Annotated in this window: 24 protein-coding genes; 16 read left to right on the top strand and 8 right to left on the bottom strand. The window is 55.8% G+C overall.

Translation table 11 applies throughout. From position 1 onward, the window contains the following. Positions 1–321: 321 nt before the first annotated feature. The gene (locus tag MX657_RS10540) at positions 322–522 is read left to right on the top strand and encodes a hypothetical protein (protein WP_080327276.1); all 201 of its coding nucleotides are present in this window, start codon (positions 322–324) and stop codon (positions 520–522) included. A gap of 46 nt (positions 523–568) precedes the next feature. Here MX657_RS10540 and MX657_RS10535 read toward each other — a convergent pair whose 3' ends face one another. Then, the gene (locus MX657_RS10535) at positions 569–1,435 is read right to left on the bottom strand and encodes an aldo/keto reductase family oxidoreductase (RefSeq protein WP_080327277.1); all 867 of its coding nucleotides are present in this window, start codon (positions 1,433–1,435) and stop codon (positions 569–571) included. A gap of 143 nt (positions 1,436–1,578) precedes the next feature. On the opposite strand from MX657_RS10535, the gene tcp reads away from it, so the two are divergent. Next, positions 1,579–3,240, top strand: a complete 1,662-nt coding sequence (gene tcp / locus MX657_RS10530; protein ID WP_080327278.1) for a methyl-accepting chemotaxis citrate transducer — start codon at positions 1,579–1,581, stop codon at positions 3,238–3,240. A 27-nt stretch (positions 3,241–3,267) separates the two neighbouring features. Here the strand turns inward: tcp and smrA are convergent, their stop codons facing one another. Together smrA and MX657_RS10520 are read right to left on the bottom strand one after the other, a co-directional pair. Next, positions 3,268–3,831 carry a DNA endonuclease SmrA gene (smrA, locus tag MX657_RS10525; protein ID WP_217479666.1) on the bottom strand — a complete coding sequence of 188 codons (564 nt, stop codon included), beginning with the start codon at positions 3,829–3,831 and terminating at the stop codon, positions 3,268–3,270. Positions 3,832–4,187: 356 nt separating this feature from the next. Continuing rightward, a complete protein-coding gene (locus MX657_RS10520) occupies positions 4,188–5,099 on the bottom strand; it encodes a LysR family transcriptional regulator (RefSeq protein ID WP_080327280.1) in 912 nt (303 codons plus the stop codon). 175 nt (positions 5,100–5,274) lie between these two features. Here MX657_RS10520 and MX657_RS10515 point away from each other — a divergent pair, with 175 nt between their 5' ends. The 7 genes from MX657_RS10515 (at position 5,275) to uspE (ending at position 12,449) form a co-directional block, all read left to right on the top strand. After that, positions 5,275–6,585, top strand: coding sequence for a M20 family metallo-hydrolase (locus MX657_RS10515; protein ID WP_346808393.1), 1,311 nt, complete (start codon positions 5,275–5,277; stop codon positions 6,583–6,585). Further along, on the top strand, positions 6,585–8,030 hold the full coding sequence (locus MX657_RS10510) for a M20 family metallopeptidase (RefSeq protein WP_346808392.1): 1,446 nt from the start codon (positions 6,585–6,587) through the stop codon (positions 8,028–8,030). Before MX657_RS10515 ends, MX657_RS10510 begins: the two co-directional genes overlap by 1 nt. A gap of 41 nt (positions 8,031–8,071) precedes the next feature. Then, a complete protein-coding gene (gene abgT / locus MX657_RS10505) occupies positions 8,072–9,598 on the top strand; it encodes a p-aminobenzoyl-glutamate transporter (RefSeq protein ID WP_062935594.1) in 1,527 nt (508 codons plus the stop codon). A 10-nt stretch (positions 9,599–9,608) separates the two neighbouring features. Further along, complete coding sequence (gene ogt, locus MX657_RS10500) at positions 9,609–10,124, top strand: methylated-DNA--[protein]-cysteine S-methyltransferase (RefSeq protein WP_346808389.1); 516 nt, start codon at positions 9,609–9,611, stop codon at positions 10,122–10,124. Between the two features lie 183 nt (positions 10,125–10,307). Then, entirely contained in the window at positions 10,308–11,060 is a 753-nt protein-coding gene (gene fnr / locus MX657_RS10495; protein WP_006174991.1) for a fumarate/nitrate reduction transcriptional regulator Fnr, read from the top strand. Between the two features lie 146 nt (positions 11,061–11,206). Next, complete coding sequence (locus MX657_RS10490; RefSeq protein ID WP_346808386.1) at positions 11,207–11,389, top strand: hypothetical protein; 183 nt, start codon at positions 11,207–11,209, stop codon at positions 11,387–11,389. Between the two features lie 109 nt (positions 11,390–11,498). Then, positions 11,499–12,449 (top strand): universal stress protein UspE, encoded by a 951-nt coding sequence (uspE, locus tag MX657_RS10485; protein WP_028012944.1) that lies wholly within the window; start codon positions 11,499–11,501, stop codon positions 12,447–12,449. A 38-nt stretch (positions 12,450–12,487) separates the two neighbouring features. Here uspE and MX657_RS10480 read toward each other — a convergent pair whose 3' ends face one another. The 3 genes from MX657_RS10480 to pntA form a co-directional block, all read right to left on the bottom strand. Then, the gene (locus tag MX657_RS10480; RefSeq protein ID WP_346808384.1) at positions 12,488–13,597 is read right to left on the bottom strand and encodes a mechanosensitive ion channel family protein; all 1,110 of its coding nucleotides are present in this window, start codon (positions 13,595–13,597) and stop codon (positions 12,488–12,490) included. A 106-nt stretch (positions 13,598–13,703) separates the two neighbouring features. Continuing rightward, positions 13,704–15,092: a Re/Si-specific NAD(P)(+) transhydrogenase subunit beta gene (gene pntB, locus MX657_RS10475; protein WP_013096868.1), complete on the bottom strand. Its 1,389-nt coding sequence runs from the start codon at positions 15,090–15,092 to the stop codon at positions 13,704–13,706. Between the two features lie 10 nt (positions 15,093–15,102). After that, entirely contained in the window at positions 15,103–16,632 is a 1,530-nt protein-coding gene (gene pntA / locus MX657_RS10470; protein ID WP_061098391.1) for a Re/Si-specific NAD(P)(+) transhydrogenase subunit alpha, read from the bottom strand. A 535-nt stretch (positions 16,633–17,167) separates the two neighbouring features. Here pntA and ydgH point away from each other — a divergent pair. The 3 genes from ydgH (at position 17,168) to folM (ending at position 20,441) form a co-directional block, all read left to right on the top strand. Then, a complete protein-coding gene (gene ydgH, locus MX657_RS10465) occupies positions 17,168–18,112 on the top strand; it encodes a DUF1471 family protein YdgH (RefSeq protein ID WP_028012941.1) in 945 nt (314 codons plus the stop codon). Positions 18,113–18,296: 184 nt separating this feature from the next. Beyond that, on the top strand, positions 18,297–19,679 hold the full coding sequence (locus MX657_RS10460) for an amino acid permease (RefSeq protein WP_217479673.1): 1,383 nt from the start codon (positions 18,297–18,299) through the stop codon (positions 19,677–19,679). Between the two features lie 39 nt (positions 19,680–19,718). Next, on the top strand, positions 19,719–20,441 hold the full coding sequence (gene folM / locus MX657_RS10455) for a dihydromonapterin reductase (RefSeq protein ID WP_080327290.1): 723 nt from the start codon (positions 19,719–19,721) through the stop codon (positions 20,439–20,441). On the opposite strand, the gene MX657_RS10450 is transcribed toward folM, so the two are convergent. Further along, positions 20,438–20,773: a GlpM family protein gene (locus MX657_RS10450; protein WP_014883596.1), complete on the bottom strand. Its 336-nt coding sequence runs from the start codon at positions 20,771–20,773 to the stop codon at positions 20,438–20,440. The two genes, folM and MX657_RS10450, sit on opposite strands and share 4 nt — an antisense overlap. Positions 20,774–20,901: 128 nt before the next feature. Here MX657_RS10450 and rstA point away from each other — a divergent pair, with 128 nt between their 5' ends. The 4 genes from rstA to tus all read left to right on the top strand — a co-directional run bounded on the left by rstA (position 20,902) and on the right by tus (position 24,483). Next, positions 20,902–21,618 carry a two-component system response regulator RstA gene (gene rstA, locus MX657_RS10445; protein WP_061099676.1) on the top strand — a complete coding sequence of 239 codons (717 nt, stop codon included), beginning with the start codon at positions 20,902–20,904 and terminating at the stop codon, positions 21,616–21,618. A gap of 227 nt (positions 21,619–21,845) precedes the next feature. After that, a complete protein-coding gene (locus MX657_RS10440) occupies positions 21,846–22,106 on the top strand; it encodes a hypothetical protein (RefSeq protein ID WP_346808380.1) in 261 nt (86 codons plus the stop codon). A gap of 75 nt (positions 22,107–22,181) precedes the next feature. Then, positions 22,182–23,480 (top strand): two-component system sensor histidine kinase RstB, encoded by a 1,299-nt coding sequence (gene rstB, locus MX657_RS10435; RefSeq protein WP_252001492.1) that lies wholly within the window; start codon positions 22,182–22,184, stop codon positions 23,478–23,480. A gap of 73 nt (positions 23,481–23,553) precedes the next feature. Beyond that, complete coding sequence (gene tus, locus MX657_RS10430) at positions 23,554–24,483, top strand: DNA replication terminus site-binding protein (protein ID WP_119914710.1); 930 nt, start codon at positions 23,554–23,556, stop codon at positions 24,481–24,483. Here the strand turns inward: tus and fumC are convergent, their stop codons facing one another. Next, entirely contained in the window at positions 24,484–25,878 is a 1,395-nt protein-coding gene (gene fumC, locus MX657_RS10425) for a class II fumarate hydratase (RefSeq protein ID WP_346808377.1), read from the bottom strand. Positions 25,879–25,989: the final 111 nt, after the last annotated feature.

Here is a 25,989-nt window from a genome sequence, read left to right as displayed (position 1 = left end):
ATGCCTTTCCCGCCAGATACTGTATATAAATACAGTATTACGGATTATGGACAAGGATCAAGGTCATTTCCGGAGGCGCACCCAAACGCGTTGAAGTTTGAGCGGATTTTATTTGGCAACATCCACTGCGGGTCACCCGCTCTATGATTTTTAATACCCACCTAAAAGTCACACATAAGTCACGACAAAATCACTTTGCTATCACTTATAAATGAGATAGCAAAAATAAAATCACTACTAACACACTATATATTGACTTTATTGTGATAAAAAAGCATATTCATCGCACGAATTATTAAGACTTCCCGGAGGACGTTTCCTGTGCCAGCTCGTGACTATCCTGACAAGCGCGTTGCCCGCGGTTTAGCCAAGGAGGCCGATCTCAGAATGTTCAGCGCCCGCATCGAGGCTGACCTGATGGAATACATCAGAATCACCGCCTTTGAGACGCGTAAAAGTAAGCAGGAAATTGTGGCGGAGGCCTTAGCGCTTCACAGACAGATAAGTCAACGAGAAGTCTGAAAAAGCAAAGCCCGGAAGTGCCCTTCCGGCTTTGCCCATGTCGCAATTAGTCCATCAGCGCGTTCAGTTTTTCCAGCGCTGCGGGCGGTAACTGCAGTTCTCCCGCTGCGAGGTTTTGCCGCAGATGCGCCACCGAAGAGGTGCCGGGGATCAGCAGGATGTTCGGCGAACGTTGCAGCAACCATGCCAGCGCAACCTGCATCGCCGTTGCGCCCAGGGAATCCGCGACGGCCTGCAGGCCGGTGGACTGCAGTGGCGTGAAGCCTCCCAACGGGAAGAACGGCACATACGCAATCCCCTGCTGCGCCAGTAAATCCACCAGCGCATCGTCGCCGCGGTTCACAATATTGTACATGTTCTGCACGCAGACGATCTGCACCATCTTCCGCGCCTCTGCCACCTGCGTGGCCGTGACGTTGCTCAGACCAATGTGGCGTACCAGCCCTTGCTGCTGTAATTCTGCGAGGGTGGAAAGCGGTTCCGCGATCGATCCTTCCGCAGGGCCATGTGCGCTGAACATGATCCGCAGGTTCACCACGTCCAGCACATCCAGCTTCAGGTTGCGCAGGTTGTCATGAACCGCCTGGGTCAACTCCTGCGCGGAAAAGGCCGGCAGCCAGGCCCCTTTGTCATCGCGGCGAGCGCCGATCTTGGTGACGAGGGTGAGATCGTCCCGGTAAGGATGAAGCGCCTCGCAGATCAGCTGGTTCGTCACATGCGGGCCGTAAAAATCGCTGGTATCAATATGGTTCACTCCCGCCGCCACGGCTTCGCGCAGCACCTCCAGTGCGGCTTGCTTATCCTTCGGTGGGCCAAATACGCCCGGCCCGGCAAGCTGCATCGCCCCGTAGCCCAGTCGTTTAACCGTCCGCGTTCCGAGCGCGTACGTTCCGCTTCTATCAATGCTGCTCATGTTGACCTTCCTCATAAAAATAATCCGGATTTACAACAGGTTCCTCACAGGACCCCTTAGTTAAGCGCGAGTTAAATTAAAGTTTAAATTTTATACGACGATAGTATGGGTGTACCTCTGCATCTTTTTAACGGACGACCGCTATGCTGAAAAATCTGCACGTGATTACCGGTATTATCTTTGCCCTCACCATATTCTGTCTGCTGCAAGTTGTCACGGGAGGGTTGTTCTACTCTGCCGTCAGCAACGATCGCCATAACTTCCAGAACTCCGGCGTGCTGAATGCCCAGCAGGAAAGCCTGAGCGACAGCGTGAACACGCTGGTAAAAACACGCGTTACCGTCACCCGCGTGGCGATCCGCTACCTGAAGAACCAGCGCGACCCGGCGTCCCTTGCCGCGATTAACAAACTGCTGGGCACCGCAGGCGACTCGCTGGCTAAAGCTGAAGCCTATAACAAAGAATGGCAGAAAATGCCGCAGGTTAACGGCCAGAATGCGGCATTAACCGACGAGATGCAGAAGTCATGGAATCAGATGCACGAGGTGATGCGTTTGTCGATTGAGTACCTGCGCGCCGACAACTACCAGGCCTATGGCGATCTGGACGCTCAGCAGGCCCAGGACGACATGGAAGCGGTCTATAACCGCTGGCGTGCCGAGAACAACACGCTGCTGAAGGCGGCAACCGAAGAGAACCAGAGCAGCTTCACGCAGATGCAGTGGACGCTGGCAGCCATTTTCCTGGCCGTTATCGCCGTGCTGGTGGTGATCTGGCAGGGTTTGCAGCACCTGCTGTTAAAGCCACTCAACACCATCATGAACCATATTCGCGCCATTGCGGGAGGCGACCTGACGCAGAATATCGCCCTCTCTGGTCGTAATGAGATGGGGCAACTGGCGGCTGGCCTGCATGAGATGCAGCAGTCGCTGGTGACGACCGTCAGCGCCGTACGCGGCAGCACCGACTCCATCTACACCGGCGCGGGTGAAATCGCCGCCGGAAGCAACGATCTCTCCGCCCGCACCGAAGAGCAGGCCTCCTCGCTCGAAGAGACTGCCGCCAGCATGGAAGAGCTGACCGCAACGGTTAAACAAAACTCCGATAATGCCCGTCAGGCGACGCTGCTGGCGAAAAACGCCTCAGAAACGGCGGCTCGCGGCGGCCACGTCGTGGATAACGTGGTGCGCACCATGAACGAAATTGCCGACAGTTCGCAGCAGATTGCGCACATTACCGGCGTGATTGACAGCATTGCGTTCCAGACCAACATTCTGGCGCTTAACGCCGCGGTAGAAGCGGCCCGTGCGGGCGAGCAAGGCCGCGGATTTGCGGTTGTTGCGGGTGAAGTCCGTACGCTGGCCAGCCGCAGCGCGCAGGCGGCAAAAGAGATCAAAGGGCTTATCGAGAACTCCGTCAGCCGGGTGAACACCGGTTCTGAACAGGTCAGCGAAGCGGGCGCGACCATGAAAGAGATTGTTGCCGCCGTCACCCGCGTAACCGATATCATGGGCGAGATTTCGTCCGCATCGGATGAACAGAGCCGCGGAATTGAGCAGGTGAGCCTGGCCGTGTCGCAGATGGACAGCGTGACGCAGCAAAACGCCGCGCTGGTGCAGCAGTCCGCCACGGCGGCAGCGGCGCTGGAAGATCAGTCCGAACAGCTGCGCCAGGCCGTAGCCGCATTTCGTCTGAACGGAAAAGAAAACGCGGCAACCCCGCGCCCGGCCAATGTGAAAACGCCGCAGCTGTTACGCCCGGCAACGGCTAACGCCACCCCTGACAGTAACTGGGAAACGTTCTAAGCCACAGGCGGGCGAGGATATCGCCCGCTAACGGCTGCGTTTGGCGTGCCGTTCCCAGTTCTCCTGCTTCGCTTCGTCGGATTTTCTCAGGGAAACATAGCAAGCTCCGCTGCCGCCATGATGCGGCAGCGCCACGCAGAACGCCTGCACTTCCTCGAACTCGGTTAACCAGCGTGCCAGATAGCTACGCACCACATTAGGATGCGAATTCTGCTCGCGCCCTTTCCCGTGAATAACGATCAGGTTACGTAATCCGTCACGACTGGCCTGGCGAATAAAGGAATACAGCATCTGGCGGCAGCGTTCAGCCGGCTGACGTAACAGATTTAAGCTGGCCTGGCGGGAATATTTACCGGAACGTAGCTTATCAATAACGCCCTGCTGAACGCCTTCACGCTGGAACGCCAACGGCTCGTCAAGCGGCAGTAACTCAAGGAAGCCCAGGGTCAGAAAGTTGTCGAGCTGTTCGGTGTCGATGTCCTGGCGGGCCCGGGTATTACGGCTTTGCTGCCAGTGGATATCGGTGCAGCGTTTCAGGGGCTGGACATCCTCCATGGCGTCAAGAAAAAGGGTTTTGTCGTCAGGGTTCATGGAAATCCTCCGGCTACATCTGGCCCTGTACTATACCTGCGCCAGACAGGTGCCTCAATAACCCTGACAGGACGCAGGGCGTGACAAATATTAACCTGATGAATATATATAGTAGTTATAAAACTCACTTAAACCTGACTTAACTAAAATTTCATCAAAACTGAAATAAGTGATTTACGTTAAAATTTTGTAAAATCAACAACTCTCTTTCCTTTCATTTTTCGGGAAAGGTGTTATAACTACATTAACCTGCCCCATGGATATAATACTCAGGACTTGCGAAAGGACGCACTGCTGTGTGTACTGTAGGGTCTGTCTGATGTCGGACAGACTCTGTTTTTTTTATTCTGTGGATTTCACCCGGTAATTATTTTCCTTGCTTCCCTTCTGAATTGCGTAATTAATGATTCGGCAAGGGGCGTCTGGCGTGAATCACGGCGCTGAATTAAATAATATGTTGCTTTTGGAAGCGATTCGGCAACCGGCAGAATGACCAGACGGTGCGCCAGCAGCGGGTCACAGCCCAATTCCTGCGGCAGGATGCTTAAAAAATCACTCTGCGCGACAAGGCTGATACAGGAGGAAAAGGTTTCGCATACCACACCAATTTGCGGTATTTGTGAGCGGTGGCGAAATAGATCTTCTAATTGCTTATAATAACTTCCCCGCGGCGTTGGCATTGTCCAGTTATAATGCAGCAGATCGTTAATAGATGTTGCCCCTGTCGCCGGATGCCCTTCCCGGCAAAATACCGCAAACGGTTTTTCGAAGAGTTTTTCAAACGTAAACTCATGGTCATAAGGCCCCTGATAATAGGTGTTGATGGTGAAGTCCAGTTCGCCCTGGCGTAATTCATTGATCATCGACACCAGCTGACCTTCCATAATTCGCACTTTAACCTGCGGGTGCTGGGCGTGGAAACGGGTGATGACGGCGGGCATCAGGCTGCGTGACACGCTGGCCCCCATCCCGATATTGATCTGCCCGGCCAGATCCCCCTGCCGCTGGCGAATGTCATCCTGCGCCGCACGCAGCTCTTCCAGAATCAGCCTGGCGCGCTGGTAAAACCCTTCCCCGCACTCGGTCAGCGCAACGCCTTTACTCCGGCGCACAAAAAGCTGCGCCGCCATGCCCTCCTCCAGCTCTTTGATGGATTTGGTCAGCGCTGGCTGCGAGAGATTCAGTGTCCGGCTGGCACCGCGAATGCTGCCCTGACGCGCCACTTCAACAAACGCCCGGATTTGATGAAATTTAATCTGAAATGACATAGCTCAACCGATAACCGTTGTTTATCAGAGTAAAGAAACTGTCATCTACTTTAATGGAAAGGGATGTGCGAGGGTAATTCCTGAACGGTTAAAACTGTGAAAAAACGGTTAGTGATAAGTAAAAACTATCACAGCGTGAAGCAGTTCACATTTTTTAATGATGACAGGAACAGATATGGACACACTGGCGCAGTACATCCAGACATTATCCCCCCAACTGATCGCATGGCGTCGCGATTTTCACCATTTTGCGGAATCCGGCTGGGTAGAATTTCGTACCGCCGCGAAAGTCGCGGAAATCCTCGACTCTCTGGGCTACGAACTGGCGATGGGCCGCGACGTGGTCGATGCCGAAAGCCGTATGGGGCTGCCCGATAACGCCACCCTGGAAAAAGAGTTTGCCCGTGCGCGTGCGCAGGGCGCGCCTGAGAAATGGCTGGCGCCGTTTGAAGGCGGATTTACCGGCATTGTGGCAACCCTGAATACCGGTCGTCCTGGCCCGACGCTGGCGTTTCGCGTCGACATGGATGCCCTGGATTTAAGCGAAGCGCTCGACGACAGCCATCGCCCGTTCCGCGACGGTTTTGCCTCCTGCAACGCGGGAATGATGCACGCCTGCGCGCACGACGGCCACACCACCATTGGTCTGGGGCTGGCGCAGGTGCTTAAGCAGAATGAAGCGCAGCTCAACGGTACCATCAAGCTGATCTTCCAGCCTGCCGAAGAAGGCACCCGCGGCGCGCGCGCCATGGTCGCCGCCGGGGCGCTGGACGGCGTGGACTATTTTACCGCCATCCATATAGGTACCGGCGTCCCCGCCGGAACGGCGATCTGCGGCAGCGATAACTTTATGGCGACGACAAAATTCGACGTGCGCTTTACCGGCGTTGCCGCACACGCGGGCGGCAAACCGGAGGACGGACGTAACGCCCTGCTTGCCGCCGCGCAGGCCACCCTCGCCCTGCATAGCATCGCCCCGCACAGCGAAGGCGCTTCCCGGGTCAACGTCGGAGTGATACAGGCCGGTAGCGGACGCAACGTAGTGCCCGCCAATGCCCTGATCAAGGTTGAAACCCGCGGTGAAAGCGAAGCTATTAACCAGTATGTCTTTGAACGCGCGCAGGCGGTCATTACCGGTGCGGCCGCGCTCTACGGCGTGAGTGCCGAAATGCGCCTGATGGGGGCCGCCACCTCCAGCGCGCCGACGCCGGCCTGGGTTGATTACCTGCGTGAACAGGCGAGCCAGGTTGCCGGAATTGTACACGCAATCGATAAGGTGAAAGCACCGGCAGGCTCTGAAGACGCCACGCTAATGATGGCCCGCGTGCAGCAAAACGGCGGCATGGCGTCGTATATGGTTTTCGGCACGGATTTGAGCGCAGGGCATCACAACGAAAAATTTGACTTCGATGAGCAGGTCATGGTTATCGCCATCGAAACACTGGCGCGAACTGCGCTTAATTTCCCGTGGACGCGAGGTGTGTAATGCAGGAGAACTACGCTTTTATTGCCGATGCCATCGACACGCGATGTCAGACGTTAACCGATATTGCCGACGCGATTTGGGATCGTCCCGAGACCCGCTTTGAAGAGTTCTGGTCCGCCGAACGACTCGCCAGCGAGCTGGAAGCAGAAGGCTTTACGCTGACCCGCGAGGCTGGCGGTATCCCCAACGCGTTTATTGCCAGCTTCGGCAGCGGAAAACCGGTTATCGCTCTGCTGGGCGAATACGACGCACTGGCCGGGCTAAGCCAGCAGGCGCACTGCGCGACGGCGCAATCCGCCACGCCAGGAGCCAACGGCCACGGTTGCGGGCATAACCTGTTGGGCACTGCGGCGCTTGCGGGCGCGGTAGCGGTGAAAAGCTGGCTGGAACAGCACGGCGGCAGCGGAACGGTGCGTTTTTACGGCTGTCCGGGTGAGGAAGGCGGATCCGGGAAAACCTTTATGGTGCGCGAAGGTCTGTTTGATGACGTCGATGCCGCCGTGACCTGGCACCCGGAGGCCTTCGCGGGAATGTTTAACGTCAGCACACTGGCGAATATTCAGGCAGCCTGGCGTTTTCATGGGGTGGCGGCGCACGCGGCCAACTCGCCCCATTTAGGGCGCAGCGCACTGGATGCCGTAACGCTGATGACCACCGGCACCAACTTCCTCAACGAACACATCATTGAGAAAGCGCGCGTCCATTACGCCATCACCGACACCGGCGGGATTTCGCCCAACGTGGTTCAGGCTCAAGCCGAGGTGCTGTACCTGATCCGCGCCCCGGAGATGGCTGACGCGCAGCAGATCTACGAACGCATCGAGAAAATCGCCCAGGGCGCGGCGATGATGACCGAAACCACCGTGGAATGCCGCTTTGATAAGGCCTGCTCCAGCTACCTGCCGAACCGCACGCTTGAGGCGGCGATGTACCGCGCGTTGCAGCACTACGGCACGCCGGAGTGGACCGATGAAGAGCGCGACTTTGCCCGCGAGATCCGCGCCACGCTGACGTCCAACGATCTGCAGAACAGCCTGAAAAACATTGCCGCAACGGGGGGAGAAGCAGGCAAAGCCTTTGCTCGCCGCCATCAGGAGACGCTGCTGGTGGATGAAGTCGCACCCTATGCTATCACCGACAACGTCCTGGCTGGCTCCACGGACGTGGGCGACGTCAGCTGGAAAATGCCGGTCGCCCAGTGCTTCAGCCCTTGCTTTACCATCGGTACGCCGCTGCACACCTGGCAACTGGTGGCGCAGGGGTGTACCTCCATTGCCCACAAAGGCATGCTGCTGGCGGGAAAAGTGATGGGCGCGACCGCGCTTAATCTGCTGCAGGATGCTGATCTGTTGAAAAAATGCCGTGAAGAGTTCGAACAACAAATTGAAGAAAAACCGTACGCGTGTCCGATCCCACAGGGCGTGACACCGTCACCTTTAAAATAAAAAAACACAACACAACAACACAACACTCCCGAGGAACGCCCATGAGTATGTCATCCATACCTTCGCATTCCCCATCCGGTAAGCTCTATGGCTGGGTTGAAAGGATCGGCAATAAAGTGCCGCACCCTTTCCTGCTGTTTATCTATCTGATTGTGATTTTGATGGTCGCCACCGCTGTACTTTCGGCTTTTGACGTCAGCGTGCGCAGCCCGGCCGACGGCAGCCTGGTGGCGGTAAAAAACCTGCTCAGTGTTGACGGACTGCACTGGTTTTTACCGAACGTGATCAAAAACTTCAGCGGTTTCGCCCCGCTGGGGGCCATTCTGGCGCTGGTGCTGGGCGCCGGGCTGGCTGAACGCGTGGGCTTATTACCCGCGCTGATGGTAAAAATGGCGTCGCACGTCAGCGCGCGTTACGCGAGCTATATGGTGCTGTTTATCGCCTTCTTCAGCCACATTTCGTCCGATGCCGCGCTGGTGATTATGCCGCCGATGGGGGCGCTGATCTTCCTCGCCGTCGGACGTCATCCCGTGGCGGGCCTGCTGTCGGCCATTGCAGGCGTGGGCTGCGGATTTACCGCCAACCTGCTGATCGTCACCACCGACGTGCTGCTCTCGGGCATCAGTACGGAGGCGGCGAAAACCATTGATGCGGCCATGCACGTCAGCGTGATCGACAACTGGTACTTTATGGCGAGCTCTGTGATTGTTCTGACAATTGTCGGTGGGCTGATTACCGATAAGATCGTCGAGCCGCGTCTGGGCAAATGGGAAGGCCGTAGCGATGAAAAGCTGGAGACGTTGAGCAAAGAGCAACGCTTCGGCCTGCGCGTGGCCGGGCTGGTTTCGCTGGCGTTTATCGCGCTGGTGGCGCTGATGGTGGTGCCGGAAAACGGCATTCTGCGCGATCCGGTTAAACATACCGTCCTGCCCTCGCCGTTTATACAGGGCATCGTGCCGCTGATTATTCTCTTCTTCTTTGTCGTTTCGCTCGCCTACGGTATCGCCACCGGCAAAATCCGCCGTCAGGGCGATCTGCCGCAGCTGATGATCGAGCCAATGAAAGAGATGGCGGGCTTTATCGTGATGGTGTTCCCGCTGGCGCAGTTCGTGGCGATGTTTAACTGGAGCAACATGGGCAAGTTTATGGCCGTGGGCCTGACCGACGCGCTGGAGGCTGCCGGACTAAGCGGCGTACCGGCGTTTGTTGGTCTGGCGCTGCTATCATCCCTGCTGTGCATGTTTATTGCCAGCGGCTCCGCCATCTGGTCAATTCTGGCGCCGATCTTCGTGCCGATGTTTATGATGCTCGGGTTCCACCCGGCGTTTGCCCAGATCCTGTTCCGCATCGCGGACTCTTCGGTGATCCCGCTGGCGCCCGTCTCACCTTTCGTTCCGCTGTTTTTAGGCTTCCTGCAGCGCTATAAACCGGAGGCCAAACTGGGTACCTACTATTCGCTGGTTTTACCCTACCCGCTTATCTTTTTAGGGGTATGGCTGGTGATGCTGGTGGCATGGTATCTTGTCGGCCTGCCGATTGGGCCGGGGATATACCCGAGGCTGAACTAAAGGAATGACGATGCTGAGATTACTCGAAGATAAAATTGCGACGCCGCTCGGGCCGCTGTGGGTTATCGCGGATGAGACGTTCAATCTGCGCGCCGTTGAGTGGGAAGAGCACAGCGACCGTATGGAAGAACTGCTTAATATTCATTACCGCGCACAGGGTTATGAACGCATCAGCGCCACCAACCCTGGCGGGCTGAGTGACAAGCTGGCGACGTATTTCGAAGGCGATCTCAGCATCATTGATACTCTGCCAACCGCCACGGCAGGCACGCCTTTTCAGCGTGAAGTGTGGCAAGCGCTGCGGGCGATCCCATGTGGACAGGTCATGCATTATGGCCAGCTCGCAGAGCAGCTAGGCCGTGCAGGCGCCGCACGCGCGGTGGGTGCCGCCAACGGCTCCAATCCGGTCAGCATTGTGGTTCCCTGCCATCGCGTCATTGGCCGCAACGGCACCATGACCGGCTATGCCGGTGGCGTACAGCGCAAGGAGTGGTTACTGCGTCACGAAGGGTATCTCTTGCTGTAGATTCCAGGCTTTTTGTGCTTAATTTTCTACTGGTTAGGCCAAAAATCCATAAGCAAACTGTGGAATTTCAAGAAGATGGCAACACGTTGCCGTCTCTTGTCCTTATTGATGATTTGTCAGGCTTACGTACTTACCAAAAAGATGTTAAAATTGACCAATATCAATTAAGGCTTGAGCAAACCTATGATCCCGGAAAAGCGAATTATACGACGCATTCAGTCTGGCGGTTGTGCTATCCATTGCCAGGATTGCAGCATCAGCCAGCTCTGTATCCCGTTTACCCTGAATGAGCATGAACTCGATCAGCTTGATAACATCATCGAGCGCAAAAAACCTATTCAGAAAGGGCAGACGCTGTTTAAAGCGGGAGACGAACTGAAATCGCTCTATGCTATCCGTTCTGGCACCATCAAGAGCTACACCATCACCGAACAGGGTGACGAGCAGATCACCGGCTTCCATCTGGCAGGCGATCTGGTGGGCTTTGATGCCATCGGCACTGGCCACCACCCGAGCTTTGCTCAGGCACTCGAAACCTCTATGGTTTGTGAAATCCCGTTTGAAACGCTGGACGATCTGTCCGGTAAGATGCCTAACCTGCGTCAGCAAATGATGCGTCTGATGAGCGGTGAGATCAAAGGCGATCAGGACATGATTCTTCTGCTTTCCAAAAAGAATGCAGAAGAGCGCCTGGCCGCGTTTATCTATAACCTCTCCCGCCGCTTCGCCGAGCGTGGTTTCTCGCCGCGTGAATTCCGTCTGACCATGACCCGTGGCGATATCGGTAACTACCTGGGCCTGACCGTTGAGACCATCAGCCGTCTGCTGGGCCGTTTCCAGAAGAGCGGAATGCTGGCCGTTAAGGGTAAATACATCACTATCGAAAACGGCGAAGCACTGGCTGTTCTTGCCGGGCACGCCCGCAACGTGGCGTAACTCTCCTCATGTTGATAACCAGACTGATAAATTCTCGTGGTTTATTGGTCTGGTATAATCACTTCCGTTTCAAGACATTTTCACCGTAGCACGTCCCCGCACAGCACCTGAAAGGTTGTCGTTGAGGTTATGAATTGAGAGAAAGTTTGTTTTTCGTTTCAGTCGTGATTGCCTCAGTGACCTTTATCTTCATCTGGATCATGCTTGTCGGCCCGATGAAGGGTGAGGAAAAAACCTACGTTCAGGATTCCACAACGTTCGCGATAGCGGTGATGGTGCTGCTGTTCATTGCGTTTATCGCGGTAACAACCACCGTGCTTTTCTTCTGATAAATTTTCATGAATTATTGATCTGGCAAAAGCTCCCCTCTGTTTCATTCAGGATATATAGGTTACTCTTTTAATTACAGACTGTGGTGACAGTAGTAAGGAGACCTGTATGGCCAAGTATCAAAACATGCTGGTAGCTATCGATCCGAATCAGGACGATCAGCCAGCATTACGACGTGCTGTGTATTTACATCAACGGATTGGTGGCAAAATCAAAGCGTTTTTGCCGATCTATGACTTCTCGTATGAGATGACCACCCTTCTGTCGCCTGACGAGCGCACCGCTATGCGTCAGGGCGTCATCAGCCAGCGTACCGCGTGGATCCGTGAACAGGCGAAGTATTACCTGGAAGCGGGAGTGCCTATTGATATTAAAGTGGTCTGGCATAACCGACCTTTTGAAGCCATTATCCAGGAAGTTGTTGCCGGTGGGCACGACCTGCTGCTGAAGATGGCGCACCAGCACGATAAGCTGGAGTCCGTGATCTTTACCCCGACCGACTGGCATTTGTTGCGTAAATGCCCTTGCCCGGTCTGGATGGTGAAAGACCAGCCGTGGCCTGAAGGCGGGAAAGCCGTTGTGGCGGTTAACCTGGCGAGCGAAGAGGATTACCACAATTCCCTCAACGAGAAGCTCGTGAAGGAGACCATCCAGCTTGCCGATCAGGTTAACCATACCGAAGTGCATCTGGTGGGAGCCTATCCAGTTACCCCGATCAATATCGCCATCGAGCTGCCGGAGTTTGACCCGAGCGTCTATAACGACGCGATCCGCGGTCAGCACCTGCTGGCGATGAAAGCGCTGCGCCAGAAGTTCAGCATTGATGAGAACATGACGCACGTGGAAAAAGGGCTGCCTGAAGAGGTGATCCCGGATTTAGCCGAGCATCTGCAGGCCGGGATTGTGGTGCTGGGCACCATTGGCCGGACCGGTATTTCTGCCGCCTTCCTCGGTAATACCGCCGAACAGGTGATCGACCATCTGCGCTGTGACCTGCTGGTCATTAAGCCGGATGAGTATCAGACGCCGATTGAGCTGGACGACCCGGAAGACGATTAACGTAAACATCAAGCCCGCCGCTCCGGCGGGCTTTTTTATCAGCTCTCCATTACCGGTTTCGGCTGTTCACCTGACGCCTCCTGCATCCACGGCGCGTGCAATACCATACTGGGCAGGGCCAGCTTAATCTCCTGGGCGTTCAGCCCTTCAAGAATACGGATATTGATCTCCTGCTGGATGTCCATGTATTTGTTGTAATCCGCGGTATTAACAATATGGACGACTTCAAACGTCAGGCGGTCGCGGTCGAATCCCAGAAAATGGGCGCGATCGAATTTTGTCTCACCGACATCGGTAATGATCTGCCTGACCATATCCCCCACGTAGCGCAGCTTTTCGGGCGGCGTGTCGCTGGCAACACCAAAGGTGAAGACGATGCGGCGCGTCTGCATGCGTTTGTAGTTGTGAAGCGTCTGCTGAAGCAAAATGGCGTTACCGCAGACAATCTGCTCCCCGCTCAGGCTGCGGATACGGGTCGTTTTCAGGCCAATGTGCTCTACCGTCCCCGCCACGTCGTTGAACACCACAAAATCGCCAATTTCGAACGGCTTATCAAAACCGATAGACAGTGAGGCAAACACGTCACTGAGGATCGTTTGTACGGCGAGGGCGATGGCAATACCCCCTACCCCAAGGCTGGCAACCAGAGCAGTGATGTTGACGCCCGCGTTAGCAAGGATAGACAGCAGCATCACTGACCAGACGATGGCACGGAGAATAAGCCCCGTGATCACCAGCGTGACCGGGTTTTTATGGCTTCCCGGCGCCAGCATGACGTGACGAAGCCACGACACAACCCCTTGATCCATCCACAGCGCCACCTGGATAGCGAAAACCAGGAACCAGGCGTGGCTGATGGTGCCAAAAAGATGATCGGGTAAGTCAACAAAACGCAGGCTGAAAAGCAGCGCCACCACAAACAGCAGGAAACGGCTGGTGCGGTTAAGCATTTCGGTCAGGATAAAACGCATCCGGCTGGTGGTCGGGTGCTTGTCGCCCCAGGTGGTGATCCCTTTCTTAACGAACGCGATCAGGCGCGTCAGCAGCCAGTACACCAGCAGCGTCACAAAGACAACCGTGGCGGCGCCTATCCAGAATGTCGGCGTCATCATCAACGCAATGATGTCGAAGCGGGACAGAAAATGCATTACACCTCCTCATATTACGCAAAGGGTAAAGTATAGACAGAGGAGAAACGCTGGCCGCAGAAATAAGAAAACCGCCCCGAAGAGCGGTTTGTCAGGAGAAAGCGAATTACAGCGCTTTCAGAATCGCATCCACGCTGGCTTTGGCATCGCCAAACAGCATATGGGTGTTCTCTTTAAAGAACAGCGGATTCTGCACGCCAGCATAGCCGGTGTTCATGGAGCGTTTGAAGACAATAACGTTCTGCGCCTTCCACACTTCCAGAACCGGCATCCCGGCGATTGGGCTACGCGGATCGTCCTGTGCCGCCGGGTTAACGGTGTCGTTGGCACCAATGACCAGCACGGTGTCGGTGTCGGCGAAATCATCGTTGATCTCGTCCATTTCCAGAACGATGTCGTATGGCACCTTCGCTTCCGCCAGCAGCACGTTCATGTGGCCCGGCAGACGCCCCGCTACAGGGTGAATACCAAAGCGTACTTTGATACCGCGCGCGCGCAGCTTCTCGGTGATTTCCGCCACCGGATACTGCGCCTGCGCCACCGCCATGCCGTAGCCCGGGGTGATGATCACAGAATGCGAGTTTTTCAGCATCTCTGCGGTGTCTTCCGCGCTGATTTCACGGTGCTCACCCACTTCCTCATCGGAACCGGTCGAAGAACCGTCAGAACCAAAGCCACCGGCAATCACGCTGATGAACGAACGGTTCATCGCTTTACACATGATGTAAGACAGGATCGCACCGGAAGAACCGACCAGCGCACCGGTGACGATCAGCAGGTCGTTGCTCAGCATAAAGCCCGCCGCCGCCGCCGCCCAACCGGAGTAGGAGTTCAGCATCGAAACGACCACCGGCATATCCGCACCGCCGATGGACGCCACCAGGTGCCAGCCAAACGCCAGCGCGATGATGGTCATCACCAGCAACGCCAGTACCTGCAGGCCCACGCTTTCGGTACGCACGAAGACCACCAGCAGCACAAACGACACCACCAGCGCCGCCAGGTTCAGCTTGTGACGGTTTGGCAGCATCAGCGGTTTAGAAGAGATCTTACCGCGCAGCTTGCCGAACGCCACGATAGAACCGGTGAAGGTCACAGCACCGATGAAGATGCCGAGGAACACTTCGGTCAGGTGAATGTTGACCAGAATCGGCTCCATGCCCGGTTCGTGATACAGGTAGCTGTTGAAGCCCACCAGCACCGCCGCCAGACCCACGAAGCTGTGCAGAATCGCCACCAGCTCCGGCATCTCGGTCATTTCAACGCGCTTCGCCAGGCGAATACCAATCGCGCCGCCGATGATCATCGCCACCAGGATCCACGCCACGTTGCCGGTATCCGGCCCGAAGATGGTGGCGATCAGCGCAATCGCCATCCCGGCGATACCAAAGTTATTCCCCTGCTGAGACGTTTCGTGTTTGGAAAGCCCCGCCAGACTGAAAATAAACAGGATTGCAGCAACAATGTATGCGGCTGTAACTAATCCTCCAGACATATGCTACCCCTTAGCCTTTACGAAACATTTTCAGCATGCGCTGAGTCACGGTGAAACCACCGAAAATATTGATACTGGCGATCAGCACCGCGATAAAGCTCAGGAAGCTGATCCAGCCGCCGTGCCCAATCTGCAGCAACGCCCCCACCACGATGATCCCGGAGATGGCGTTAGTGACCGACATCAGCGGCGTATGCAGCGCGTGCGAGACGTTCCACACCACGTAGTAGCCTACGACGCAGGAGAGCGCGAAGACGGTAAAGTGGCCGAGGAACTCTTTCGGCGCGACGTCAGCCAGCCAGCCGAACAGAATAATAACCAGCGCCATGATGGCGTATTTACGCCACGGAGAAGCCGGTTTAGCCGGTTCTTTTGGCTCAGGAGCTGCTTTCGGTGCCGCCTGAGGCTGCGCGGAAACCTGAATAGGCGGTGCAGGCCAGGTGATTTCACCTTCGCGAACGACGGTAACGCCGCGCACCACCACATCGTCAAAATCGACGGTGATGTTGCCGTCTTTCTCTTTGCAGAGCAGCTTCAGCAGGTTAACCAGGTTGGTGCCGTACAGCTGAGAGGACTGGGTTGGCAGGCGGCCAGGCAGGTCGGTATAGCCGATCACCTTCACGCCGTTAGCGGTCGTGGTCACCTGATTAGCAACGGTGTACTCACAGTTACCGCCGTTCTGCGCCGCCAGGTCGACAATCACGCTGCCCGGCTTCATGGAGTCGACCATCTCACGGGTGATCAGCTTCGGCGCTGGTTTACCCGGAATAAGCGCGGTAGTAACAATAATGTCGACGTCTTTCGCCTGCGCGGCGAAGAGTTCCATTTCGGCTTTGATAAAGGCTTCGGACATCACCTTCGCGTAACCATCACCGCTGCCCGCTTCTTCCTTGAAGTCCAGCTCAAGGAATTCGGCCCCCATACTCTGGACCTGTTCCTTCACTTCAGGACGGGTGTCGAACGCGCGCACGATAGCGCCCAGGCTGTTTGCCGCACCGATTGCGGCAAGACCCGCCACGCCCGCGCCAATCACCATCACTTTCGCCGGTGGGACTTTCCCCGCCGCGGTGATTTGACCGGTAAAGAAGCGTCCAAATTCGTGGGCTGCTTCAACAATGGCGCGGTAGCCAGCAATGTTTGCCATGGAGCTCAGCGCATCCAGCGACTGCGCGCGCGAAATACGCGGCACGGAGTCCATCGCCATCACGGTCACGCCACGAGCCGCCAGCTTCTCCATCAGTTCAGGATTTTGTGCAGGCCAGACGAAGCTCACCAGCGTTGTTCCCGGATTCAGCAGCGCAATCTCACTCTCTTCCGGCGCGTTGACCTTCAGAATCACAGGCGACTGCCAGACTTCGGCCCCGTCCACCACTTCCGCGCCAGCCTGAATAAAGGCGTCGTCATCGAAACTCGCCAGCTTGCCTGCGCCGCTTTCAACCGCGACGGTAAAACCCAGTTTAAGCAGTTGCTCCACCGTTTTCGGTGTTGCCGCTACGCGGGTTTCATTGGCTAACCGTTCTTTTGGTACCCCAATACGCATAGTTTTCCCTTCCATCGGTTTTTGATGATGGTTTGTCGATAAATGCCCGCGGTTTGTATCAATTTTCGCCACCTCGATAGCGACGAGAAATGATTAACCCCGGAAAATAAAACAGTAACAAACTGTCTATAACCTACTGAAAATAGCGCCCGCGATCTACCGCCAGAAAACACTATTTCTTACTTTATCTGTGAAAAATAAGCGAACGGCGTCACTGACAGTGATATTTACCTTAAATTCATCGCCAGAACCGATAAATCGCGCAAGCGAAGCGGTAAAAACATGATATAGCGCCATAAGAGAACAAGTTATTAACATTAAATTAACTTGTAAAAGTCATATGCTTTATCAGTTTTGCTTGTCAAACGCCTGTTTTTTCAACATATCACTAAATGTTATCGAATTCGTTAATTCAGTGAGCACAGGCAGTGAAAAATGGCGCAGACAGCGACGGGTTTTAAATGCCATAATCGGGACCGTTTCAAATTAACAACAATACCAGTACATGGTTTGCGCAAGGCGAAGGATTATTTTTATGAAGCTTAAGAACACACTCCTGGCGTCCGCACTTCTCTGTGCGACCGCCCTGTCTGCGAATGCCGCAACAGAGTTAACGCCAGAGCAAGCGGCAGCGTTAAAACCTTTTGACCATACGGTCATTGTGGGTCGTTATAATTCTATTGGCGATGCTGTCGCCGCCGCATCAAAAGCCGCGGATAAAAACGGAGCGGCCTCGTTTTACGTTGTTGACCAGTCCGATTACGGCAACAGCGGTAACCAGCGCGTGACCATTGCGCTGTATAAAGATAATGCTCCAAAAGCTGACGCGCCGAAAAACCGCGTGATCAACGGTATCGTTGAGCTGCCAAAAGATCAGGCGATTGAGCTGGAACCTTACGACACCGTCACCGTTCAGGGCTTCTATCGCAGCCAGCCTGAAGTGAACGATGCCATCACCAAAGCCGCGAAAGAGAAAGGGGCTTACTCTTTCTATATCGTCCGTCAGGTGGATGCTAACCAGGGCGGCAACCAGCGCATTACCGCATTCATCTACAAAGAAGATGCGAAAAAACGCGTTCTGCAGAGCCCGGACGCCATCCCTGCTGACTCCGAAGCGGGTCGCGCGGCGATAGCAAAAGGCGGCGAAGAAGCGAAGAAAGTCGAAATTCCAGGCGTAGCGACCTCTGCGGCGCCAAGCGCTGAAGTGGGTCGTTTCTTTGAAACGCAATCCACGAAAGGTGGTCGTTACTCTGTGACGCTGCCGGACGGCACCAAAATTGAAGAGCTGAACAAAGCCACTGCCGCGCAGATGGTACCGTTCGACAGCATCAAGTTTACCGGCAACTACGGCAACATGACGGAAGTCTCTTACCAGGTCGCGAAGCGTGCGGCGAAGAAAGGGGCAAAGTATTACCACATCACCCGCCAGTGGCAGGAACGTGGCAATAACGTGACCATCAGCGCCGATCTGTATAAGTAACAAAATCGTTTACGAAAGGCGGCGCAATGCCGCCTTTTTTGTTACTTTTTTTGAATTTCTGCCACACATCATTGCATGCTTTCGTTACACTCCGTAAAATCCCGCGCCTTAGTGTGATCCACCATTTTTATGCGCCTCAGCGAAATAATTATTCTGGATTGGGACTTTTCATAACAGGAAGCCAATGGAAAAGAAACTTGGCCTGAGTGCTTTAACTGCACTTGTATTGAGCTCAATGCTGGGCGCGGGCGTATTCAGTTTACCGCAGAACATGGCGGCCGTCGCAAGCCCTGCCGCCCTGCTCATTGGCTGGGGCATTACCGGTGTCGGCATATTGCTGCTGGCGTTTGCCATGCTGCTGCTGACGCGCATTCGCCCGGATCTGGACGGCGGCATTTTCACCTATGCACGTGAAGGTTTCGGCGAGCTGATTGGCTTCTGCTCCGCCTGGGGCTACTGGCTGTGCGCGGTCATCGCCAACGTCTCCTATCTGGTGATCGTCTTCTCGGCGCTCAGTTTCTTTACCGATACCCCCGAGCTGCGCCTGTTTGGCGACGGTAATACCTGGCAGTCCATCGTCGGCGCCTCGGTGCTGCTGTGGATTGTTCACTGGCTGATTTTACGCGGTGTCCAGACCGCCGCCAGCATCAACCTGGTGGCGACGCTGGCGAAATTGGTCCCCCTTGGCCTGTTTATCGTGCTGGCCTTCATTGCGTTTCGTCTCGACGTGTTTTCGCTTGATTTCAGCGGCATTGCGCTGGGCGTTCCGGTCTGGGAACAGGTGAAAAACACGATGCTGATTACCCTGTGGGTGTTTATCGGCGTTGAGGGTGCCGTTGTGGTCTCTGCCCGCGCGCGTAATAAACGCGATGTGGGCCGCGCCACGCTGCTGGCCGTCCTGGCGGCGCTGGGCGTGTATCTGCTGGTGACGCTGCTGTCGCTGGGCGTGGTGGCGCGTCCTGAGCTGGCCGAAATGCGTAACCCGTCCATGGCAGGCCTGATGGTGAAAATGCTCGGCCCCTGGGGCGACGTGGTGATTGCCGCAGGGCTGATCGTCTCCGTCTGCGGCGCTTACCTGAGCTGGACCATCATGGCGGCTGAAGTGCCGTTCCTGGCCGCGACGCACAAGGCGTTCCCGCGCCTGTTTGCCCGTCAAAACCAAAATAATGCGCCGTCAGCCTCACTCTGGCTGACCAACATCAGCGTTCAGGTCTGTCTGGTGCTGATCTGGCTCACAGGTTCAGACTATAACACCCTGCTGACCATCGCCTCGGAGATGATTCTGGTACCCTATTTCTTAGTGGGGGCATATTTGTTAAAAATCGCCACGCGACCGGCGCACTATGTCGTGGGTGTCGGGGCCTGTATTTACGGCCTGTGGTTGTTGTATGCTTCCGGGCCTATGCATCTGCTGCTGTCAGTGGTGCTGTACGCACCGGGTCTGCTGGTGTTTATCTACGCCCGCCGCACGCATCAGCTGGAGAACGCGCTGAAACGTCGTGAAATGGCCTTAATCGGGATGTTACTGGTTGCTGCCGTACCGGCAACCTGGATGTTAATGGGATAGCACCGCCTTTCCCATTGTTGAACTGTAAAGGAGAATACGATGGGAAATGCACCGCTTCGCCCAATACTGATTACCGGTGGAGGTCGCCGTATCGGCCTCGCCCTCGCCCATCACTTTCTCAACCTTCGCCATCCGGTCATTGTCAGCTACCGTACAGAATACCCGTCGATTGACGGGCTGCGCCAGGCCGGGGCGGTCTGCATTCAGGCTGATTTTTCCACCGATGAAGGCATTCTGGCCTTTGCTGAACAGATAAAATCCTCCGTGACGGGGTTACGTGCGGTGATCCATAACGCCAGCGCATGGTGTGCCGAGAAGCCCGGTACGTCACTCAGCGATACGCTCTCCGCCATGCTGCAGATCCACGTAAATGCCCCCTATCTGCTCAACCACGCGCTGCAGGATCTGCTGCGCGGCCACGGTCATGCGGCGGGTGACATTATCCACTTCACCGATTATGTGGTGGAGCGCGGCAGCGACAAGCACATCGCCTATGCGGCCAGCAAAGCCGCGCTGGATAACATGACGCGCTCCTTTGCCCGCAAGCTCGCGCCCGAGGTGAAGGTGAACGCCATCGCCCCGGCGATGATTTTGTTTAACGAACATGATGATGCGGAGTACCGCCAGCAGGCGCTGAATAAGTCGCTGATGAAAATTGCCCCAGGCGAGAAAGAGGTGATCGATCTTGTAGATTACCTGCTCACCAGCTGCTACGTCACCGGCAGAACCTTTGCCGTGGACGGCGGCCGCCCGCTGCGCTAGTGAAAGCGGCTCCAGAAGAATATTAACACCCAGGCGCTGAGTCCCCAGCAGACCACTGCCCCGCCCAGCGCCAGGGGAAGCCGCAGAAAACCGGTGAAATACCACAGGGAAAGCAGGTAGAGAAAATAGGGGATGATTGACCACATGCCAAACACGATGGTCGTGCGTAGCGCTTCCGTACCCCGCTCAGAGGCCACGATATAGTGCGCAATCAGCGCAAAGGTCGGGAACAGCGGGATCAGCCCGGCAATATAGTAATTTTTGGTTTTTGCCAGAATGCCAATCAGTAACACCACCAGCGCCCCCAGCGCGGCTTTGATCACCAGCCCCATATTTTTCCTTATAACAATCAAATAACAAGAAACGTCAGAATAACGGAAGCGGCGTTAATTTAGAAAGATTAATGGAAGGTTAAGGTTCCGCGGTGTATGTTGGCTTTTTTCACGAAAACAGACGCTGTATGAATAAGATTGTTTATGTTGAAGACGAACCCGAAGTCGGGCAATTGATCGCCGCCTATCTGGGTAAACATGATATGGACGTCATTGTTGAGCCTCGCGGCGATCGTGCCGAAGAGGTGGTCGTCCGTGAAAACCCGGATTTAGTGCTGCTGGACATCATGCTGCCAGGCAAAGACGGCATGACACTCTGCCGGGACCTGCGCGCCCGCTGGGACGGCCCTATCGTTCTGCTCACCTCACTGGATAGCGATATGAACCATATTCTGTCGCTGGAGATGGGGGCCAATGACTACATTCTGAAAACCACACCGCCTGCCGTCCTGCTGGCCCGCCTGCGCCTGCATTTGCGCCAGCACGCCAGCAGTGAACGCGAAGCGCCCGCGCCGTCTCTGACGCCGCACAAAGCGATGCGCTTCGGTACGCTGTCTATTGACCCGGTTAACCGCCAGGTCCTGCTTTCCGGCGAGCTTATTGCCCTTTCCACCGCTGATTTTGACCTGCTGTGGGAGCTGGCCACGCATGCCGGGCAAATCATGGACCGCGACGCGCTGCTGAAAAACCTTCGTGGCGTGAGCTATGACGGAATGGATCGCAGCGTTGACGTGGCGATCTCGCGTCTGCGCAAAAAATTGCAGGATAACGCCACCGAGCCCTACCGCATTAAAACCGTGCGTAATAAGGGTTATCTGTTTGCCCCGCACGCCTGGGAAACCTGATAAAAAGATAACGTGCGCGAAATGAAGGCATTATGCGTAGAAGTCCTTTCTTTCGCGCGTTAATTTACACGTTTGCGCAACAATTAACTTGATAAGCGCGCGAACTAATCCATAATTAATACTCAAACGTTCTCTCCTTTAAGCCGCGCCGGCCAGCTATAAGGCCACACCTTTTCAGCACATTCTCTCCCATAAAATCTTGAAATGAGGATTTAAGCCCATGAAATATGTATAGCTACCATGAAGTAGAAGCCATCAAAACCAATCTTGAATGGATTGTTAATCAGGCAGCGTTTAGCCATTCCTCACCCTCACGCGCCGATCAAAAAGCGCTCCTTGACCTCCTTGAACTTATCCAGTCTTACGAAATTCTGTTGGATCTAATTAATGAATTCGGGACTGCCGTGATTGATCCAAACATTGCGGAAGGCTTGGCCATGACGGAAACACTCATCGCCAGGGTAAAAAACAGCACGAATGCCATGTAACACGCTTCACAGACATGAAAATATCGAAGGGTTTTCATGTATATTCTGCACAAAGCGTTTCTTCGGTGAGATCCAATGAAAAAGCTGTTTGTGCAGTTTTATCTTTTGCTGTTTGTCTGCTTCCTGGTGATGACCATGCTGGTCGGGCTGGTCTATAAATTCACCGCCGAACGTGCGGGCAGACAGTCGCTGGACGATCTGATGAAAAGCTCGCTGTATCTGATGCGCAGCGAGCTGAGAGAGATCCCGCCGCACGACTGGGCGAAAACCCTGAAAGAGCTGGACCTGAACCTGTCGTTTGATTTACGCATTGAGCCGTTAAAAGATTTCGATTTAGATCCGCCCACCATGCAGCGCCTGCGCGACGGGGATATCGTCGCGCTGGATGAGAAATACACGTTTATCCAGCGCATTCCGCGCAGCCATTACGTGCTGGCCGTCGGGCCGGTGCCCTATCTCTATTATCTGCACCAGATGCGTCTGCTGGACATGGCGCTGATGGCCTTTATCGCCATTTCGCTCGCGTTTCCGGTCTTTATCTGGATGCGCCCACACTGGCAGGACATGCTAAAGCTGGAATCCGCCGCGCAGCGTTTTGGCGAGGGGCATTTTACCGAGCGCATTCACTTCGACAGCGGTTCCAGCTTTGAACGTCTGGGCGTAGCCTTTAACCAGATGGCCGATAACATCAATGCGCTGATCGCCAGTAAGAAGCAGTTGATCGACGGAATTGCCCACGAGCTGCGCACGCCGCTGGTTCGCCTGCGCTATCGTCTGGAGATGAGCGAGAATCTGACCGAGGCAGAGAATCAGGCACTTAACCGCGATATCGGCCAGCTTGAAGCGCTGATTGAGGAGCTGCTGACCTACGCGCGCCTCGACCGCCCGCAAAACGAGCTGAACCTCAGCACACCGGATCTCCCCGCCTGGCTGCAAACCCACATTGATGACGTTCAGAGCGTGAACCCGCAGCGCACGCTGTTGACGCGCGTCACGCCGGGTGACTACGGCGCGCTCGATATGCGCCTGATGGAGCGCGTGCTCGACAACCTGATGAATAATGCCATGCGCTACAGCGAGAGTACGCTCCAGATTGGGCTGAATTTGCAGGGCAATCAGGCCAGCCTGACGGTGGAAGATGACGGCCCGGGAATTGCCCCGGAAGCGCGAGAAACCGTGTTTGAACCGTTTGTCCGCCTCGACCCCAGCCGCGATCGCGCTACCGGCGGATGCGGCCTGGGGCTGGCGATTGTCTACTCTATCGCGCAGGCGATGGGCGGCACGGTACACTGCGAGGAGAGCGACCTCGGCGGCGCGCGCTTCTGCTTTAGCTGGCCGGTGTACCATAACATCCCACTTCCCGTCCCTGCCTGACCATAACCGCACGCTGGCCTGACCCGGCGTGCTGTGCTATATGATAAGTATGTTGTAACTAACGAGAGTGTTTATGGCGACCTACGATCTCATCGAACGGCTTAACGGCACGTTTCGGGAAATAGAACACGAGCTCCTGACCCTGACCGAGCGTTTGCAGGCCTGCCGCCTGCTGGCCGCGCGCGTCTTTACCCTGCCGGATGTGGCTAAAGGGGCCGAGCATGATCCGCTGGACACCATCGAGGTCGAACAGCACATCGGCAGCGCCGCCCTTGAGCTGGCGCTGAAACACTATCGCCGCCTGTTTATCCAGCAGCAGTCAGAAAACCGCAGCAGTAAGGCGGCCGTGCGTCTGCCCGGCGTCATCTGCCTGCAAACCGATGCAGCAACACGTGAAGCGCTGGAAAGCCAGATTGCGCATATCAACACCCTGAAAGCGACCTTTGAAAAGATCATCACCGAAGAGTCCGGCCTCGCCCCTGCCGCCCGGTTTGAATGGGTGCACCGCCAGCTTCCGGGGCTGATTACCCTGAATGCCTACCGAACGCTGACGGTACTGCGCCACCCCGCTACGCTGCGCTTCGGCTGGGCGAATAAGCACATCATTAAAAACTTCACCCGGGATGAGATTCTGGCCCAGCTGGAAAAAAGCCTGAAGACGCCGCGCACCGTCGCACCGTGGTCGCGGGAGCAGTGGATTGAGCGCCTGGAGCAGGAGTACCACAGCATCGCCTCGCTACCGGCGGATACGCGCCTCAAAATTAAGCGCCCGGTGAAGGTGCAGCCTATCGCCCGCGTCTGGTATTCCGGCCAGCAAAAGCAGGTGCAATATGCCTGCCCGACGCCGCTGATTGCGCTTTACGATGCCGATCAGGGCGCGGTGGTACCCGATATTGGGGAACTGCTGAATTACGATGCGGACAATGTCCAGCACCGTTACAGACCTCAGGCGCAGCCGCTACAGCTGATTATTCCGCGGCTGCACCTGTACGTGGCGGGATGATTATTTTAGGCTGCCGACCATCGCTTCCGGACGAACCCAGGCGTCGAACTCCGCCTCCGTCAGATAGCCCAGCGCCAGGGCGGAGGCTTTCAGCGTCAGCCCCTCTTTATGCGCTTTTTTAGCGATCTCGGCGGCCTTGTCGTATCCGATATGGGTATTGAGCGCCGTCACCAGCATCAGGGATTCATTGAGCAGCTGGCTGATGCGCTCGCGATTCGGCTCAATCCCTACCGCACAGTGCTCGTTAAAGCTCTCCATCCCGTCCGCAAGCAGACGAATCGATTGCAGCACGTTGTGGATCACCATCGGGCGATAAACGTTCAGCTCGAAGTTGCCGGACGCGCCGCCCAGGTTGACGGCCACGTCGTTGCCCAACACCTGACAGCAGAGCATGGTCATGGCTTCGCACTGGGTCGGGTTGACTTTACCCGGCATGATGGAGCTGCCCGGCTCGTTTTCCGGGATGCTGATTTCACCGATGCCGCAGCGCGGGCCCGAGGCCAGCCAGCGCACGTCGTTGGCGATTTTCATCAGCGAGGCCGCCAGCCCTTTCAGCGCGCCGTGGGTATGAACCAGCGCATCGCAGGTCGCCAGCGCTTCAAACTTATTGGGCGCCGTGACGAACGGCTGTCCAGTAATGGCAGCAAGCTCCTCCGCCACGCGCACCGCGTACTCAGGATGGGTGTTTAACCCGGTACCGACCGCCGTCCCACCGAGCGCCAGCTCCGCCAGGTGCGGCAGGCTGTTCTCAATATGCTTCAGGTTGTGTTCCAGCATCGCCACCCAGCCGGAAATCTCCTGGCCGAGCGTCAGCGGCGTGGCGTCCTGCAGGTGCGTACGGCCAATTTTAACGACGTCGCGGAAGGCCTGCGCTTTCTCGTTAAGCGTGGATTTGAGCACGTTGAGCTGCGGGATAAGCTGCTCGCGGATAGCGATCACCGCCGCCACGTGCATCGCCGTCGGGAAGACGTCGTTAGAGCTCTGACTTTTGTTGACGTCATCGTTCGGGTGGACCTTACGCTCCATGCCGCGCACGCCGCCCAGCAGTTCGCTCGCCCGGTTCGCCAGCACTTCGTTCATGTTCATGTTGCTTTGGGTGCCGGAACCGGTCTGCCAGATGGCGAGGGGAAATTCGTCGGGATGCTTGCCCGCCAGCACTTCGTCGGCGGCGTTAATAATGGCAGTGGCTTTGTCGGCGTTCAGCAGGCCTAAATCCTGATTCACCTTAGCGGCAGCGCGTTTGGTGAGCGCCAGCGCCTGGATCAGCGAGACGGGCATTTTTTCGGTCGAGATACGGAAATGCTCCAGCGAACGCTGCGTTTGCGCGCCCCATAGCTTGTCGGCCGGGACGTCGATGGCGCCCATCGAGTCTTTCTCATGGCGTACCGTGGTCATTACTTTCTCCTTGATAACAAAAGAGGGATTGCTCACATGCTTAAGGGATAAGTATTGATGACTTCTGAGAAACGGTATGGCGCTTTGTGCGCTCTTTTAGATGTCGGGTGG

The sequence above is a fragment of the Enterobacter chuandaensis genome (assembly GCF_039718975.1).
Taxonomy (GTDB): domain Bacteria; phylum Pseudomonadota; class Gammaproteobacteria; order Enterobacterales; family Enterobacteriaceae; genus Enterobacter; species Enterobacter chuandaensis.
Note: the sequence above shows the minus strand (reverse complement) of the source record. Positions and strands in the feature narration are given on the sequence as shown.